Genomic DNA, 16,423 nt, shown 5'->3' with positions numbered 1-16,423 from the left:
CCCATCCAAGCCACGCGCCAGAGGCCGTCGCTGCTGCCGGCCGCCTATTCCGCGGCTTCGCGGCGGCCGTGCTTGCGGCCCATGGCGGCGCGCAGCGACGCCGGCTTCAGCGGCTTGGTCAGGATGTCCACCTCCATCCCCGCCGCCTGCTCGCGCAGGCCCGGCGACCGATCGGCGGTGACGAGGATCACCGGCAGTTCGGGGCCGAACACCCGGCGCAGCGCCGTCACCGCGTCGAGGCCTGTCCCCTCGTCGAGATGATAGTCGACAAGGGCGATGTCGGGCGCGATGCCGCGCCGCCCGAGATCGGGGATCGCCTCCGACGCGGACCCATAGGCCTCGACCTCGCAGCCCCAGCCGGCCAGGAGCACCCGCATGCCTTCGCGGATGGCCACCTCGTTATCGATGCACAGGACCCGGGTTCCGGCCAGCGCCAGCCCGGCCCGCGCGGGCAGCAGCGCGGTCTGGGGCGCGGTGACGGGCGTCACGTCGGCCACCGGCAGCGTCACCCGGAAGCGGGTGCCGCGGCCATGCTCCGACGTCGCCTCGATCGGATGGTCGAGCACCCGGGCGATGCGATCGACGATGGACAGGCCGAGCCCCAGCCCGCGGGCGGTCCGGCTGCCTTCGTCGAGGCGGACGAATTCGTGGTAGATCGCCTCCAGCTTGTCGGCCGGAATGCCGATGCCGCTGTCGGCGATCTCCACGTCGATCCGGCCGCCGGTGCGGTGGCGCACGCCGACCACGACCTTGCCGGCGCGGGTATACTTGATGGCGTTGGAGACGAGGTTCTGGATCAGCCGGCGCAGCAGGTTGCGGTCCGAGCGGACCGACACGCCGGTGCGCACGAAGCGCAGCGCGATTGCCTTTTCGTCGGCCAGGGGCTTCATGTCGGTCTCGATCTGGCGCAGCAGCCGGTCGAGCGGGAAATCCTCGATCTTGGCCTGCATGCCGCCGGCTTCCAGCCGCGAGATGTCGAGCACCGCGCCGATGATCGCCTCGACGGCCTCCAGCGACGAGCCGATATTGGCGGCGATCTCGGTCTCCTGCCCGCCGAGGCTGCGCTCTTCCAGCGCCGCGGCGTAGAGCCGGGCGGCGTTGAGCGGCTGCAGGATGTCGTGGCCGGCGGCGGCCAGGAAGCGCGTCTTGCCGAGATTGGCCGCGTCGGCCGCCAGCCGCGCCTTGCCGAGCTCTTCGTTGGCCGTCGTCAGTTCGCCGGTGCGCATGCGCACCCGCTCTTCGAGACTCTCGTTCATCTCGCGCAGGGCGGCGGCGCGGCGCACCCGCTCGGTCATGTCCGAGACGGTGGCGACGAGCCCGCCTTCCGGCATGCGGTTGGAGCGGAATTCGAGCACGCGGCCGGAGCGCCGCAGGCTGATCTGACGCAGTGCCGGCGGCCGGGTCAGCACCTCGAAGCTGGTGTCGTATTCGGGTCGGTCGATCTCGCCGGCCTCGATCAGCTCGTCGAGGACGACGGTCATCGGCGTGCCGATCTGGCCGAACTCCGACGACAGGCCGACGAGATCGCGGAACTGCCGGTTCCAGAAGGTCAGGCGGTAGTCGGCGTCGAAGATGGCGAGGCCCTGGTCGACCTGTTCGAGCGCGATCCTCAGGAGATCGCGATTGTATTGCAGCGCCTCGGAGGCGTCGTCGAGGAGCTGCAGCGCCGAGCGGCTGGAATCGGCATGGCGCTGGAACAAGAGCGACAGGACGAGCCGCGACGAGGCCGAGCCGATGGCCGCGGCCAGAAGCTGCTCGGAAAAGCGGATCGTGGCGGAATCGGCCGTGTCGTCGTCGTCGATGGTTCGGTGCTCGGCCTCGGCGAAGCTGCGGAACGAGCGTTCGGTGCGGTCCGAGCCGAGATAGCGGGCGATGGTCGCCTTGAGCTCGCGGATGCTGACCCCGGCGCGCGTGCGCCGCACGCCGGCCGCGGGACCGACGTCGCTGGAGGCGAAGACCGCCGCCTGGATGCGCTCCAGCGGGGTCGCCTTGCGGCTGAGCGAGCCGACGACGAGGAAGAAGATATTGGCCGACAGGCTGACGAGGCAGCCAAAGAGCAGGGGATCGAGCAGCGGCGCGGTCGCGGGATCGGCACCGGCGGTGACCGCCGTCGCGTCGATCGCCTGGCCGCGTAAGAGAGCCGGCATGAGCAGCGTCCAGGCCCAGCCGATGATGCCGGCGATGAGGCCCGCCGTGGCGCCGCGGGCATTGGCGCCCTTCCAGTACAGCCCGGCGAGGAAGGGCGGCGCGAGCTGGGCGATGGCGGCGAAGGACAGGAGCCCGATCGAGGCGAGGCCGCTGCCGGCCCCCGCGTAGCGATAATAGCCGTAGCCGAGAAACACGACGACGAAGATAGCCGAGCGCCGGACATTGAGGATCAGCCGGGTCTCGTCGCGGGTGGGGTCGACCGCATGGTCGCGGCGCTTCAGGAGCCACGGCAACACGAGGTCGTTGGAGATCATGATCGACAGGGCGACGCTGGCGACGATCACCATGGCTGTGGCGGCCGACAGGCCGCCGATGAAGGCGACCAGCGACAGTGCGTCCTGGCCCTGCGACAGCGGCAGCGACAGGACGTAGAGATCGGCATCGACGCTCGGGCCGAGGGTGATCAGCCCGGCCACGGCGATCGGCACGACGAAGAGGTTGATGACGACGAGATAGAGCGGGAACAGCCAGCGGGCGCGGCGGATCTCGTGGCGGGTACGGTTTTCCACCACGGTCATGTGGAACTGCCGTGGCAGGAGCAGGATTACCAGCGCGCTGAGGCCCAGCGAGGCGATGAAGTGACCGCCAATGCCGCCCTGGAAGGAGGCGAGGACGCGCGGGCTGGCGAGCGCCGCAGTCCACAATTCGCCCGGCTCGAACAGGACGAAGGTCGCCCACAGGCCGACCGCCAGGAAGGCGGTGAGCTTGACCAGCGATTCCATGGCGACGGCGAGGACGAGGCCGTCCTGATGCTCGGTGGCGTCGGCGTGTCGGGTGCCGAACAGCACCGCGAAGATGCCGAGGACGGTGGCGACGAGCAGCGCCAGGTCGCTGAACAGCGGCGGCATTTCCAGCGTCGCGCTGTAATGGGCGACGAGGCTGGCGACGCTGGTGGAAATCGCCTTCAACTGCAAGGCGATGTAGGGCACCGTGCCGACAATGGCGATGACGGTGGCGAGCGCGGCGACCGACGGGTTCTTGCCGTAGCGCGAGCCGATGAAGTCGGCGACGGTGGTGATGCGCTCCGCCTTGGCGTGGCGGATCAGCCGTTCGATGAAGCCGGGCGCGAAGACGAAGACGAGGATCGGGCCGAGATAGATCGCCAGGAAGGACAGGCCATCGCGCGCCGCCACGCCGACCGAGCCGAAGAACGTCCAGGAGGTGCAATAGACGGCGAGGCTGAGCGCATAGACGCCCGGCCTGCTGATCCGCGCCCGGCCGGCCGCCGCCCGGCGGTCTCCCCACCAGGCCACGGCGAATAGCAGCAACAGATAGACGATCGCCGTGAAGACGATGATCCCGCTATGCAATTCTCATCCTCCCGGCGGCCCGACGGGAGCGGAGCGGCGCCCCTGCGGGTCAGGTGAGCCGGGATGCCGCTTCAGGCCGCAGCGTGTTCGACACAACCATTGGTGCCCGCGCAAGTCCAGTTTGCGACCCGGCGGGCGCCGGCGATCGCCGGTTTTCCGGCCGTCGCGAGATTGTGCCGCTGCCGCGCAACTGTAGAGTGGACGCCCCATCCTCAGAGGAATCATGAGATGCTCAAGGAATTCAAGGAATTTGCCCTGAAGGGCAACATGGTCGATCTGGCGATCGGCATCATCATCGGCGCGGCGTTTTCCGGCCTCGTCAATTCGGTGGTGAAGGACCTGTTCATGCCGGTCATCGCCGCGATCTCGGGCGGGGTCGACTTCACCAACAAGTTCGTCGGTCTCGACGATGGCGTCACCGCCACCAGCCTGGATGCAGCGCGCGAGCAGGGGCCGGTGCTCGCCTATGGCCAGTTCGTCACCCTGTCGATCAACTTCCTGATCGTCGCGTTCATCCTGTTCATGGTGGTCAAGGCGATGAACCGGCTGAAGCGCAAGGAAGAGGCCAAGCCGCCGGAGGTGGCCGAGGTGCCGCGCAACGAGAAGCTGCTGGAGGAAATCCGCGACCTGCTGGCCAGCGCCGCGAACCGCGAAACCCGGGTCTGACGCTTCACTGGACCGAAGACGATGCCCGCCGCCGAGAGCGGCGGGCTTGCATTTTCCGGGACGAAGCGCGATGCCGGGCACGGCGTCAGGCGACGCCGTTTTCGTTCGAGTCTCCCCCGGAAGGCACCTTGATGAGCGACAGAATTCGGCTCAGCCGCGAGGCTGTGGAAGCGCCGGCGAGCGGCATTGTCGCCGTCATCGACTATGCCCGCGGCCATGAGGGGGTGATCCCGCTCTGGGCCGGCGAGGGCGACCTGCCGACGCCGGGCTTCATCGCCGAGGCGGTAACCGCGAGCCTGTCGGCGGGCGAGACCTTCTACACCTATCAGCGCGGCCTGCCGGAACTGCGCCAGGCGCTGAGCGACTACACCGCCCGGCTCTACGGCATCGAATCCTCGCCGGAACGCTTCTTCGTCACCGGTTCGGGCATGCAGGCGATCCAGATCTCGATCGCGGCGAGCGCGTCGCCCGGCGACGAGCTGATCTATTTCGGCCCGGCGTGGCCGAACTTCGCCGCCGCCTGCGGCGTGCGCGGCGCCGTACCCAGCGAAGTCGCGCTCGACTGGACCGATGCCGGCTGGCAGCTCGATCTCGACAAGGTCGTCGCCGCCATTGGCCCGAAGACCCGCACGATCTTCGTCAACACGCCGGCGAACCCGACCGGCTGGACCGCCGACCACGCGACGCTGAAGGCGCTGCTGGCGCTTGCCCGCCAGCACGGCCTGACGATCATCGCCGACGAGATCTACAGCCGCTTCTACTACGCCGCCGACCGGGCGCCGTCCTTCCACGACATCATGGAGCCGGACGACGCGATCCTGTTCGTCAATTCCTTCTCCAAGAACTGGGCGATGACCGGCTGGCGGGTCGGCTGGATCGAGACCACCCCGGCCATCGGCACCGTCATCGCCAATCTCACCCAGTACTCGACCTCGGGGGTCGCCCCCTTCATGCAGCGCGGCGCCATCGCCGCGATCACCGAGGGCGAGCCCTTCGTGGCGATGCAGGTGGAGCGGGCCCACAAGGCGCGCGACATCTTCACCGAGCGGCTGGCGGCAACCAACCGGGTCGCCATCGTCCAGCCGGCGGGTGCGTTCTATTCCTTCTTCGCCATCGACGGCATCACCGAGACCCGCGAGACGGCCTTCCGCATCGTCGACGAGGCGAAGGTGGGCCTTGCGCCTGGCACCGCCTTCGGCCCGGTATCGCCGGGCTCGTTCCGGGCCTGCTTCCATCGCCGGCTCGACGAGGTGGAGATGGCGGCGGATCGGCTGGCCGACTGGATCGGCCGTTCGGCGTGACCGGCTGGGACCGGCGCCGGATCGGCAATCTCGTCGCCACGCTGGCGCTGGCCGCCCTTGGCGGAGCTGGCGCCGCGGCGCTCGGCCTGCCGGTGGCCTGGCTGCTCGGCCCGGTCCTCGTCGTCTCGGCCGCCAGCATTGCCGGTCTCGATACGCGGCTGCCGCAAGGGTTGCGGACGCTGGCCTTCTTCATCCTCGGCGTGCAGGCAGGTTCCGGCGTGACTCCCGCCGTCCTCGACCAGATGGCGATCTGGCCGCTGTCCTTCACCGTCCAGATGCTCGGCATCCTGGTCGTCATCATCGTGACTCGCGCATTCCTGCGTTACGGCCTCGGCTGGGATCGAGACACCGCTTTGTTCGCCTCGCTGCCGGGGGCGCTGTCCTTCGTATTGGCGGCGGCCTCGGAAACCCGGGCCGACCTGCCGCGGGTGACCATCGTCCAGAGCGTGCGGCTGCTGATCCTGATCGGCGCACTGACGCCGGTGCTCGGCTGGTTCGAGGGCGGCGAGGATGTTGTCGCCGCGTCGCGTGGCACCGACGGGCCGCTGACGGAATATCTGCTGCTGCTGTTCGTCTGCGTCGCGGCGGCCGCGCTCGGCCATCTGGTGCGGCTGCCGGGCGGCATGATGCTGGGCGCCTTGATCGGCAGCGCCTTCATGCATGTCGGCGAATTCGCCACCGTCGCCATTCCGCCGGCTCTCGCCGTGCCGAGCCTGATCCTTCTGGGCGCGCTGATCGGGTCGCGGCTGCAGGGGCTGGACCGCAAGGGGGTCTTCGCGCTGCTGCCGGCGGCGATCGGCTCGTTTGCCATCGGCATCGTGATCTCGGCGATCTCGGTCGCCGTGGCGGTGCTGGTGCTGGAGATTTCGGTCGGCAAGGTGGCGCTGGCCTATGCGCCGGGCGCGCTGGAAGCGTTGACGGTTCTGGCGTTCCAGTTCGACGTCGATCCGGCCTATGTCGCGGCCCACCACGTCGTGCGCTTCATCTGCATCGCTTTGATGGTGCCGCTTCTGGCCAAGCACATTGCTCGGCCGGGCGACACCGTGGCGGTGCCGCCGGAGGAATCAGGCGTCGATGGCGGCGAAGACGGACGGTGACGGGGCGGGCGCCTCGCCGCCCTCCGGTCCCCAGAAGATCACCCAGGTGACGAAATCGTCCGACATGTCGGTGAAGCGGTGGTCCTGTCCGGCGCGCACGAACAGCGCGTCGCCCGCCGCCACGTCGTCGGTCTGACCCTCGCGCCAGAACGCCGCCCGCCCCGAGACGACGATGTAGAGCTCGTCCTGCAGATGCGGGCGCTGGTGGTCGGTGCCGCGCGGCGCGAACACTTCCAGCGACATGGTGCCGTGGGAGATGGCCTCGGCGGCGAAGACGCCGTCCGGCCATTGCCCGGTCGCGGGCAGGGGCAATCTGTCCAGAAGCTGCGCCAGCGAAATCTTCATGGAGCGCTCCTTTCGACGCGGGTCGTCACCCGGCCGCGGCAAGCGCGGCCAGTGTGGGACGTGTCAGCCGCCGGCCTGCGACACGACCAGCGGGGTCACCTTGGTGGACCGCTCGGCCTGGGCCGGCTGCTGGCTGGCGAAGGGAATGCCGATGGCGTTCCAGGTCTCGACCAGGGCGTCCTTCAGCGTGTCGATCAACGCGTCGTCGTGCAGCGGCGTCGGCGTGATGCGCAGGCGCTCGGTGCCACGCGGCACGGTCGGGTAGTTGATCGGCTGGATGTAGATGCCGTGGGCATGAAGGAGGTGGTCGCTGGCCTTCTTGCACAGGTCCGGATCGCCGACGAGCACCGGCACGATGTGGGTCTCGGACGGCATCACCGGCAGGTCGGCCTCGCCGAACACCAGCTTCGCCTGGGCCGCCTGGCGCTGCTGGGCGTCGCGCTCGGCCTGGCTGGTCTTCAGGTGGCGGATGGAGGCGACGGCCGCGGCCGCGAGCGCCGGCGGCAGGGCGGTGGTGAAGATGAAGCCCGGCGCATAAGAGCGGACCGCGTCGATCAGCGCCCGGGTGCCGGTGATGTAGCCGCCGAGCACGCCGAAGGCCTTGGCCAGCGTGCCCTCGATCACGTCGATCCGGTGCGCGACGTCGTCGCGCTCGCAGATGCCACCTCCGCGCGCGCCGTACATGCCGACCGCATGGACCTCGTCGATATAGGTCATCGCATTGTAGCGCTCGGCCAGATCGGCGATCTCGGCGATCGGCGCGATGTCGCCATCCATGGAATAGACGCTCTCGAAGACGATCAGCTTCGGCCGGTTCGGCTCGGCCGCCTTCAGCAGCTCTTCCAGATGGGCGAGGTCGTTGTGGCGGAACACCTGCTTCTTGACGCCGGACTTGCGCACGCCCTCGATCATCGAGGCATGGTTCAACTCGTCGGAGAGGATCAGGCAGTCGGGCAGCAGCTTGGCGATGGTCGAGATCGACGCCTCGTTGGAGACGAAGCCGGAGGTGAAGACCAGCGCGGCTTCCTTGCCGTGCAGATCCGCCAGTTCCTTCTCCAGTTCCACCAGCGGATGGTTGGTGCCGGAAATGTTGCGGGTGCCGCCGGCACCCGAGCCCATGGCCGAGGCGGTCGAGGTCATCGCCGAGATGACGTCCGCGTGCTGGCCCATGCCGAGATAGTCGTTGGAGCACCACACGGTGATCTCGGTGGCTTCGCCGTCATGGCGCCAGATGGCCGTCGGAAACCGGCCGGCAATGCGCTCGAGATCGGCAAAGACCCGGTAGCGTTTCTCGGCATGCAAAGCCTCGATCGCAGACTCGAACTGGCCCTGATAATCGATCATCCCATACTCCTTGTCAGAACCTTTCTAAGAGCCGTTCCAGTCAAAGTCCATCTTCGGCCGGGCATTCGGGCACCATGCGTTCAATTGTCGTTTTGCCAGGAAGCGAAGCGCGAACAGGGACTTCGCCGCCGCTGCGCAGATGGGGATCGCAGCGGCGCGATGCCCGGCGGTCTTGTGGCCCAGCGGAAATGTCGCAGGCGCGCCGATAGCGCCGCGTCTGCCGGCCGTGCCGTCGCGCTTGTATGGTGACCGGATCGGCGGGCCCGGTCAGTCGTCGCCCGCTCCTGCCGGGTCCGCGTTGTCGTCCGTCTGCGATGCCTGCGCACTCTGCCGGCGGGCGCGGGCCTGTTCCTTGCGCTTGCGCAAATTCTCCCGCAATTGCGCCTCCAGCCGTTCCTGCCGGCTGAGTTTGGGCGGAGTGCTTCCGGTGTCGTCCTGGCTCATCTGTCTGCACCTTGTTCGCGATCGTGCGGCGATCGGCAGGCTGGCTTGGTCAATCGATCCGCGGCGTGACGGTTCCGTCGGCGGCCTCAGCGCGCCTCGGCCGTCATGGCGGCAAGCGCGTCCGGCGTCGGCCGGGCCGGCGCCCAGCCGAGCGTGTGTCGCAGATGCCCGGCATCCACGACGAAGGGTGTGTCGAGGGTCGCTACCATCGCCTCGCGCCCGGCCAGGCCGGCGAGCTTACGCAGCAAGGCGGGCGGCACCTGGATCAGGCGAGGGGGGCGGCCGAGCCCGTGGCGCAGGGCCGTCACGATCGCGGCGGTCGACAGCGGCGGATCGCCGGCGACGAGGAAGATCTCGCCGGCGGCCTGTTCCGCGGTGAGGGCCAGCACGATCGCCTGCACGAGATCGTCGACGGCCACGAGGCTGCGGGGCGCCGCAAGCCCGCCCAGCGGCAACGGCGCCGGCATGCGGGCCAGTTTTGCCAGCGCGGCGATGCCGCCGCGCCCACCGGGGCCGAACACCGGCACCGGTCGCAGAACGCAGCCCGTCGTCGCACTGCCGGACAGCCCCTGCCAGAAGGCGCGTTCGCCCTCGTGCTTTGAGCGCGCATAGGCGCTCTGCGGCGCGATCGGGGATGCCTCGTCGACCGGGTCGGGGAAGGCGGCGTGGACATTCGCCGTGCTGACGAAGACCATCCGCCGGACGCCCTCTTGCGCCGCCCGGCGCGCCAGCGCGGCGGTGCCGTCGCGATTGACCGCCGCAAGGGCCGCGAGATCGGCGGCGTCGGCGGTGCCGCGTCCGGGATTGGCGGCGGCCAGATGCGCGACGGCGTCGATGCCCCGGGGCCAGTCCGGCGTCGTCTCGATGTCGGCAAGGTTGGCCGGGGCGGCGAAGACGCCATCGCCGCCCGGCCCGCCGCGGCGCAGGACGACGATGTCGTGGCCGTCCGCCGCGAGCGCCGCCTTGAGGTGGCGCCCGACGAAACCGCTGCTGCCTGTCAGAAGGATGCGCAAGGCGAGGGCACTCCGTGGAACCGTTCGAACCGGTTCTGGCGAAGCCGCGGCCCATGCGCAACGCCGGCGGGGCGAAAAGCGATTTGCCAATCGCGGGCGATGCTGTAGCGGAAGGGCCATGAAGCGCCTCTTCGATTTCACAGCCAGCCTCGTCGGCCTCGTCTGTCTGGGCTGGCTGATCGGTCTTCTCGCGATCCTGGTGAAGCGGGACAGCGACGGCCCCGGCATCTATGCCCAGCCGCGGGTCGGCCGCGATGGCGCGGTCTTCACTTGCTACAAGCTGCGCACCATGCACCGGACCACCGTGTCGGCCGCCTCGCACGAGACGCCGGCCTCGGCGGTGACCGCGCTGGGCCGCCGGCTGCGCGCCCTGAAGCTCGACGAGTTGCCGCAGCTGTGGAACGTCCTGAAGGGCGAGATGAGCTTTGTCGGCCCGCGGCCCTGCCTGCCGTCGCAGACCGTGCTGATCGAGGAACGCGGCCGGCGCGGCGTCCTCGCGGTGCGCCCCGGCATCACCGGCGAGGCGCAGGTGCAGGGTGTCGATATGTCCGACCCGGTCCGCCTCGCCGAGATCGACGCGCATTATGTGAAGAACCGCAGCTTCCTCGGCGATCTGACGCTGATCCTGCAGACGGTGGCCGGCGGCGGCCGCGGCGACCGGGTGCGCGGCTGAGGCCGGGCGGCTTACAACGACGCTGAAATCCGCTAGGTGTCCGGCGCGGAGCGGGGAGGGCTCCAATCTGTCCCGCCGCATGCGCGTCACCAGCAATCCGAGGATGCCAGCTCCATGATCGAACGCGTCGGCTTCGCCGCCGAACTCGCCGCCTATACCGACCGGCATGGCCCGGTGACCATCGGTCTCGCCGGTGCCGGCCAGATGGGCACGGACATCGTCGTGCAGGTGGCGCTGATGACCGGCGTGCGGATCGGGGCGATCGCCGCCAACAGCCCGCGCCGGCCGACGGAGGCCATCGCCATGGCGGGCCATTCCGCCGACCATGGCAGCATTGCCGCGAGCGCCTCCGACATCGACCGGACCATCGAAGCGGGCCGCATCGCCGTTACCGACGATCTCGGCGCGCTCTGTGCCGCCGGGCGCATCGACGTCGTCGTCGACGCGACAGGGAGCCCCGAAGTGGGCACCTTCCTGGCGCTGGAGGCGATCCGCAACGGCAAGCATATCGTCATGCTGAATGTCGAGGCGGACATCACCGTCGGCCGCCTGCTGGCCCGCAAGGCGAAGGAAGCCGGCCTCGTCTATACGGGCTCGGCCGGCGACGAGCCGGCCTCCACGCTGGAGCTCATCGCCTTCGCCCAGAGCCTCGGCATGGAGATCGTCGCGGCGGGCAAGGGCAAGAACAACCCGCTGCGCCATTCCGCCATTCCCGAGGAATACGAGGAGGAGGCCCGCGCGCGAAACATGAATGCCCGCATGCTGGTCGAGTTCATCGACGGCTCCAAGACCATGGTCGAGATGACCGCCATCGCCAATTGTACCGGCCTGACGCCGGATGTCGCGGGCATGCACGGCCCCGAAGCCACCAGCGACAATCTCGGGCAGGTGCTCTGCACCACCGAGGATGGCGGAATCCTGTCGCGGTCGGGCTGCGTCGACTACACGATCGGCAAGGGCGTTGCGCCCGGCGTCTTCTGCGTGGTCAAGCCGCGCCATCCCCGCGCCATCGAGCGGATGGCCGATCTGAAGGTCGGCCCCGGTCCCTGTTTCGGCCTGATCCGGCCGTTCCACCTGACCAGCCTGGAGACCCCGCTCTCGGCGGTGCGCGCGGTGATCCACCAGCGGCCCGACATGGTGCCGATCGACCGGCCCGTTGGCGAGTGCGGCGCGCTGGCCAAGCGCGACCTGACGCCCGGCGAGACGCTCGGCCGGATCGGCGAGGCCGACTATCGCGGCTACGCGATGACCTGGCAGGACGGGCGCCAGCGCCGGGCGCTGCCGATCGGACTCGTGGAAAAGGCGAAGGTGGTGCAGCCGATCAGGGCCGGCGCGCTTCTGACCCACGACAATTGCGCTCCCGACGAGACCCTGCTCGTCACCCGGATGCGGGCCGAACTTGACGCCGCCGATGGCCGCTTCGCAGCCTGAGCCGGGAACCGCCGAACGCGGCGTCATCCGGGCGGTCACCTGGAACTGCCACGGCTCGATCGGCGCTGATCGCCGCTGCGACCCGGACCGCACCCTTGCGACCATCGCGCGGCTCGGCCCGGATATTCTGGCGCTGCAGGAGGTCGACGGCCGCTCGCATCTCGGCCGCCGGCAGCGCGCTTTCGAGACGCTGGGGCAGGAGCTTCTGAAAACGGCGGGATCGCAGATCGTCGAGGCGCGCACCGTGCCGCGCGAGGATCGCGACTACGGCCATCTGCTGTGGTCGCGCTGGCCGATCGTCAGTGCGACAATCCATACCCTGCCGGAACCCGGGGTCGAGCCGCGCGCGGCCATCGAGGCCGTGGTCGCCGCGCCGTCGGGGCATCTGCGGGTGCTGGCTTTCCATCTCGGTCTGCTGCGGCGCCAGCGTCGGGCGCAGGCGCAGTTCCTCGCCGAGCGTGTCGACGCGCGGGACGTGCCGACGCTGGCGATGGGGGACGGCAACGATCTGAGGCTGGGGGGCGCGCTGCATGGCGCGCTGGCGCCGCGGCTGCCGGTGCACACCGCGCCGCGCTCGTTTCCGGCGCGCTGGCCGATGCTCCGGCTGGACCGGATCTACGCCTCGGAAGGGTTTTCGCTGGTCACGCATGGACCGGGCCATGCCTCGCGGCCCGCCTCCGATCATCTGGCCGTCATGGCCGATCTGGCCTGGCCGGAGATTGTCTAAAGGCGCGTAGCTAGCTGGACGGCTCGGTCTTGTCCGCCGCCTGATCGGGGCGCGTCGAGCGGATGACGATGTCGAGACCTTCGGCAAGGCACTTGCGGCTGTCTTCGTCGAGCGGCTCGAGGGCCTCGCAGATGCGCTGAAGCGGGTCCTTCTTCAGCAGCGCGCGACCGCGGTCGGTCAGGCCGAGTTCCTCGGCGCGGCCGCGTCCGACGCTGCCCAGCTTGGTGACGTAGCCCTTGGTGATCAGCGTGCGCACGGTGCGGGCCACGGCGCCCGAGGCAAGACCCTGGAAGCGGGCGAGATCGATGGCAGTCCGCAGGGGCACGGGCGCGGAATGGATGTAGCGCAGGGCCGCCCATTGCGCCGGGAACAGCTTGGACGCGTATCCCTGCGAGTGAAGACGCCGGGCAATCTGCTCCAGCTGGCTGGCCAGATCCGTCGTGGGTATCATCGAAATTCCGCTGTCTTCCTGAGAACCCCGTCCGCATGCGCGCCTGCATCGAACCTTGCTGGGCGTGCATATATGAGGATCAACGAAGGATATCCAATCAAGGCTGCCTGCATTCCTAAAGAGAGGTGCAGACAGTGTTTAAAACTATAAGTATATCATGCGTTCGATCTTGGCAGGGCTTGTCGCTGGACACGCGCCGTGCGTTTCGTCCTGAACTTGATGGCCCGATGGGCTGCCTGCATCGATGACGGCTGCGGCCCGACTGCTCACAGATGTGCCTGCTCAATCCGGCGAGATTGAGGACGACACGGGGCTGCCGGAGCGCCTGACGGGATCGGCGAACTGTGGTCAGTCGGGCGTGCGCAGCCAATAGACGCGGAGCGGCTGAGCGAGGACGCGCATGCCGTCCTCGCTCTCGGCTTCAGCTTCGAAGCGGGCTTCCACTGCGCTGCGATTGTCCGCAACGGCAGCTGCGCGCAGCGGATCGACGGCTTCCAGCCGCTCGATGAACTGGGCGACATCGCGGAAATGTTCGCTGCGCTGATAGACGACGTTGCCGCGCAGGACGAAGCTGCCGTTGCGCACGGCATCCGCCACAGCGACGCCGGCCGCCTCGCGGATCTCGCTCTCGTCCTCGACCGGGCGCATCGCCTCGAAATACGGGCCTTCGGCCAGGGGCTCGACGATCAGCACCGTGCCGGCCGGCTTCGTCACGCGCGCAGCCTCCGCAAGCGCCGTCGCCATGGCGGCGACCGGCACGTGGTGCAGGGCGTTGAGGATCACGGCAGCATCGAAGTCGGCATCGTCGAAGGGAAGCGCTTCGGCCGCTGCTACTTCGAAACGGGCCTCCGGGACGCTGTCGCGGGCTGCGGCGATGGCCGCCTCGCTGGGGTCGATCCCGGTGACGGCGAAGCCGCGCTTGACGAGGCTGCGGGCGAGGGCGCCGCGTCCGCAGCCGATGTCGAGCACCGAGCCGGCGGCTTCCCCGGCCAGTACCTCGCCGATGACGGCGGCGGTGTCGCCGGCCGCAAAGGCGGTGTTCAGGGCGCTCTGGATGGTCTTCGGATCGCTCATGGCCGGTTCCTGCAGCGTGCGGGGACAGGACGATTCCCACCCCGCCGCGACGATAGCGGCCGGAAGCCTGTGAGCAAGGGCCGGAGCGCCGGGGCGCTCCGGCGGACCGGATCAGCCGGCCGGGTAGTTCTGCGGGAACAGCGCCCGCAGGGCGGCTTCGTCGCGCTCCGACTTGAAGCCGACATCGCTGCCGACCTTGCGGGCTTCGGCCACGGCTGGGCGGGCGTCGATGGCCGCGAACCATCGCGACAGGTTCGGGTAGTTGGCGAGTTCGCCTTCGCCCAGCACCATCTTCGCGCGGTCGATCCATCCCCAGGCCGCCATGTCGACGATGCTGTAGTCGTCGCCGACGAAGAATTCGCGGCCGGCCAGATGGTCGTCCAGCACCTGGTAGTGCCGCTGGGCCTCGCGCAGATAGCGGTTGGCGGCGTAGTCGGACTTGTCCTTGCCGACCGTGCGGAAATGCACCGACTGGCCGGAGTAGGGGCCGACACCGGTGGCGATGAACATCAGCCAGGACAGGAGTTCGCCGCGATCCTCGACCTTGCCGGCGAACTTGCCGTGCTTGTCGGCGAGATAGAGCAGGATGGCGTTGGAATCGAAGACGCGCTTGCCGTCGTCCTCGATCGCCGGCAGCTTGCCGTTGGGATTGATCTTCCGGAACGCGGCCTCGTGCTGCTCGCCCTTCAGCGTGTCGACCGGCGCAAGCTCGAAATCGAGGCCGGCTTCCTTGAGGAAGAGCGCGACCTTCATCGGGTTCGGCGTCGGGTGGAAGTAGAATTTCAGCATCTGTGCGAGATCCCCATTGGCAGATTGTCGACCGCATATGCTGTGACAGAGGGGGCCGAAGGCAAGGAGGACGCTGCGTTCATCGATAGCTGCCGACGCGATGCCAGCCTGTTGCCGGCGATCGGCCGGACGGCACGCGCTTTATCCGCACGCTTTATCCCGATGGGCAAGTCATGTAACGGCTTGGCGATGGACCCGCACGGAGGGGGTGCCGCAGGCATGGGCGGCGGCATCCGGGAACTTTGAGGAGGCCGGAATGGTGGCCACGGATATCGCGACCCGGGTCTGGAGCCACACGTTCAAGCTCGACCCGATCGTGCGCAGCCTGCTCGACACGGATTTCTACAAGCTGCTGATGCTGCAGATGATCCGCGGGCAGCACCCGGACGTGCAGGCGACCTTCTCGCTGAACAACCGGTCGAAGCATGTGAGACTCGCCGAGATCGTCGACGAGCAGGAACTGCGCGAGAATCTCGACTATGTCCGCACGCTCTCCTTCACCAAGCGGGAGATGATCTGGCTCGCCGGCAACACCTTCTACGGCACGCGGCAGATCTTCCGGCCGGACTTCCTCGAATGGCTGGAGGATTTCCGCCTGCCCGAATACGAGTTGCGCCGGGTCGACGGCCAGTTCGAGCTGGATTTCCACGGTCCCTGGACCCACACCATGATGTGGGAGATCCCGGCGCTGGCAATCATCAACGAGCTGCGCTCGCGCGCCGCGATGAAGGATCTCGGGCGCTTCGAGCTCGACGTGCTTTATGCCCGCGCCAAGGCCAAGATGTGGGGCAAGGTCGAGCGGCTGCAGGCCCTGCCGAATCTGCGCATCTCCGATTTCGGCACGCGCCGGCGGCACTCCTTCCTGTGGCAGCGCTGGTGCGTTGAGGCCCTGAAGGAAGGGCTCGGCCACCGTTTCCTCGGCTCCTCCAACGTGCTTCTGGCCATGGAAACCGATCTGGAGGCCATCGGCACCAACGCCCACGAACTGCCCATGGTGATGGGGGCGCTCGCCGGCAGCGACGCCGAACTGCGCCAGGCGCCCTACGAGGTGCTGCGCGAGTGGCAGAGCTACTATGGCGGCAACCTGCTGATCGTCCTGCCCGATACCTTCGGCACCTCCGCCTTCCTGAAGAATGCGCCGGAATGGCTGGCGTCCTGGACCGGCTTCAGGCCGGATTCCGCGCCCCCCATCGAGGGCGGCGAGGAGATCATCGCCTGGTGGAAGCGCATGGGGCAGGACCCCAAGGACAAGCTGCTGGTGTTCTCGGACGGCATGGATTCCGACACGATCGAGCGGACCTACCGGCATTTCGAGGGTCGGGTGCGCATGAGCTTCGGCTGGGGCACCAACCTGACCAACGATTTCCGCGGCGCCTCGCCCGAGCCGAGCACCGGCCTCGACCCGATCTCGCTGGTCTGCAAGGTGACCTCGGCCAATGGCCGGCCGGCGGTGAAGCTCTCCGACAATCCGGCCAAGACCAGCGGCGATCCCGAGGCGGTGGCGCGCTACCACCGGGTCTTCGGCGAAGCCGCCTATGCCGAGCGCGCGC

At 68.7% G+C, this 16,423-nt stretch carries 15 protein-coding genes; 7 read left to right on the top strand and 8 right to left on the bottom strand.

The window, feature by feature from the left end:
• Positions 1 to 44: 44 nt before the first annotated feature.
• A complete protein-coding gene (locus tag SI859A1_RS16930; protein ID WP_009210913.1) occupies positions 45 to 3,518 on the bottom strand; it encodes a hybrid sensor histidine kinase/response regulator in 3,474 nt (1,157 codons plus the stop codon).
• A 228-nt stretch (positions 3,519 to 3,746) separates the two neighbouring features.
• Here SI859A1_RS16930 and mscL point away from each other — a divergent pair, with 228 nt between their 5' ends.
• The 3 genes from mscL to SI859A1_RS16915 all read left to right on the top strand — a co-directional run bounded on the left by mscL (position 3,747) and on the right by SI859A1_RS16915 (position 6,582).
• The gene (gene mscL / locus SI859A1_RS16925) at positions 3,747 to 4,184 is read left to right on the top strand and encodes a large conductance mechanosensitive channel protein MscL (RefSeq protein WP_009210912.1); all 438 of its coding nucleotides are present in this window, start codon (positions 3,747 to 3,749) and stop codon (positions 4,182 to 4,184) included.
• 131 nt (positions 4,185 to 4,315) lie between these two features.
• Positions 4,316 to 5,485 carry a pyridoxal phosphate-dependent aminotransferase gene (locus tag SI859A1_RS16920; RefSeq protein ID WP_040325943.1) on the top strand — a complete coding sequence of 390 codons (1,170 nt, stop codon included), beginning with the start codon at positions 4,316 to 4,318 and terminating at the stop codon, positions 5,483 to 5,485.
• Positions 5,482 to 6,582: an AbrB family protein gene (locus tag SI859A1_RS16915; RefSeq protein ID WP_009210910.1), complete on the top strand. Its 1,101-nt coding sequence runs from the start codon at positions 5,482 to 5,484 to the stop codon at positions 6,580 to 6,582. Before SI859A1_RS16920 ends, SI859A1_RS16915 begins: the two co-directional genes overlap by 4 nt.
• Here SI859A1_RS16915 and SI859A1_RS16910 read toward each other — a convergent pair.
• The 4 genes from SI859A1_RS16910 to SI859A1_RS16900 form a co-directional block, all read right to left on the bottom strand.
• A complete protein-coding gene (locus tag SI859A1_RS16910; RefSeq protein WP_050767570.1) occupies positions 6,550 to 6,927 on the bottom strand; it encodes a cupin domain-containing protein in 378 nt (125 codons plus the stop codon). The two genes, SI859A1_RS16915 and SI859A1_RS16910, sit on opposite strands and share 33 nt — an antisense overlap.
• Positions 6,928 to 6,990: 63 nt before the next feature.
• Complete coding sequence (hemA, locus tag SI859A1_RS16905; RefSeq protein WP_040326694.1) at positions 6,991 to 8,268, bottom strand: 5-aminolevulinate synthase; 1,278 nt, start codon at positions 8,266 to 8,268, stop codon at positions 6,991 to 6,993.
• Positions 8,269 to 8,538: 270 nt separating this feature from the next.
• Complete coding sequence (locus SI859A1_RS21890; protein ID WP_192847172.1) at positions 8,539 to 8,715, bottom strand: hypothetical protein; 177 nt, start codon at positions 8,713 to 8,715, stop codon at positions 8,539 to 8,541.
• An 86-nt stretch (positions 8,716 to 8,801) separates the two neighbouring features.
• Positions 8,802 to 9,728 carry an NAD-dependent epimerase/dehydratase family protein gene (locus SI859A1_RS16900; RefSeq protein ID WP_009210908.1) on the bottom strand — a complete coding sequence of 309 codons (927 nt, stop codon included), beginning with the start codon at positions 9,726 to 9,728 and terminating at the stop codon, positions 8,802 to 8,804.
• Positions 9,729 to 9,846: 118 nt separating this feature from the next.
• On the opposite strand from SI859A1_RS16900, the gene SI859A1_RS16895 reads away from it, so the two are divergent.
• The 3 genes from SI859A1_RS16895 to SI859A1_RS16885 all read left to right on the top strand — a co-directional run bounded on the left by SI859A1_RS16895 (position 9,847) and on the right by SI859A1_RS16885 (position 12,559).
• A complete protein-coding gene (locus tag SI859A1_RS16895) occupies positions 9,847 to 10,401 on the top strand; it encodes a sugar transferase (RefSeq protein WP_009210907.1) in 555 nt (184 codons plus the stop codon).
• A 114-nt stretch (positions 10,402 to 10,515) separates the two neighbouring features.
• Positions 10,516 to 11,832 (top strand): NAD(P)H-dependent oxidoreductase, encoded by a 1,317-nt coding sequence (locus tag SI859A1_RS16890; RefSeq protein ID WP_009210906.1) that lies wholly within the window; start codon positions 10,516 to 10,518, stop codon positions 11,830 to 11,832.
• On the top strand, positions 11,813 to 12,559 hold the full coding sequence (locus SI859A1_RS16885; protein ID WP_009210905.1) for an endonuclease/exonuclease/phosphatase family protein: 747 nt from the start codon (positions 11,813 to 11,815) through the stop codon (positions 12,557 to 12,559). Before SI859A1_RS16890 ends, SI859A1_RS16885 begins: the two co-directional genes overlap by 20 nt.
• Positions 12,560 to 12,569: 10 nt before the next feature.
• Here the strand turns inward: SI859A1_RS16885 and SI859A1_RS16880 are convergent, their stop codons facing one another.
• The 3 genes from SI859A1_RS16880 to SI859A1_RS16870 all read right to left on the bottom strand — a co-directional run bounded on the left by SI859A1_RS16880 (position 12,570) and on the right by SI859A1_RS16870 (position 14,873).
• Complete coding sequence (locus tag SI859A1_RS16880) at positions 12,570 to 13,010, bottom strand: MarR family winged helix-turn-helix transcriptional regulator (RefSeq protein WP_050767568.1); 441 nt, start codon at positions 13,008 to 13,010, stop codon at positions 12,570 to 12,572.
• 348 nt (positions 13,011 to 13,358) lie between these two features.
• On the bottom strand, positions 13,359 to 14,084 hold the full coding sequence (locus tag SI859A1_RS16875) for a class I SAM-dependent methyltransferase (protein WP_009210904.1): 726 nt from the start codon (positions 14,082 to 14,084) through the stop codon (positions 13,359 to 13,361).
• Between the two features lie 111 nt (positions 14,085 to 14,195).
• On the bottom strand, positions 14,196 to 14,873 hold the full coding sequence (locus SI859A1_RS16870; protein ID WP_009210903.1) for a glutathione S-transferase family protein: 678 nt from the start codon (positions 14,871 to 14,873) through the stop codon (positions 14,196 to 14,198).
• A gap of 256 nt (positions 14,874 to 15,129) precedes the next feature.
• On the opposite strand from SI859A1_RS16870, the gene pncB reads away from it, so the two are divergent.
• Positions 15,130 to 16,423 (top strand): nicotinate phosphoribosyltransferase (gene pncB / locus SI859A1_RS16865; RefSeq protein ID WP_009210902.1); only part of this gene is annotated, 1,294 nt, incomplete at its 3' end.

Source organism: Aurantimonas manganoxydans SI85-9A1, from assembly GCF_000153465.1.
In the GTDB taxonomy this organism is placed as follows: domain Bacteria; phylum Pseudomonadota; class Alphaproteobacteria; order Rhizobiales; family Rhizobiaceae; genus Aurantimonas; species Aurantimonas manganoxydans.
This window is presented reverse-complemented; position numbering and strand designations above follow the sequence as displayed.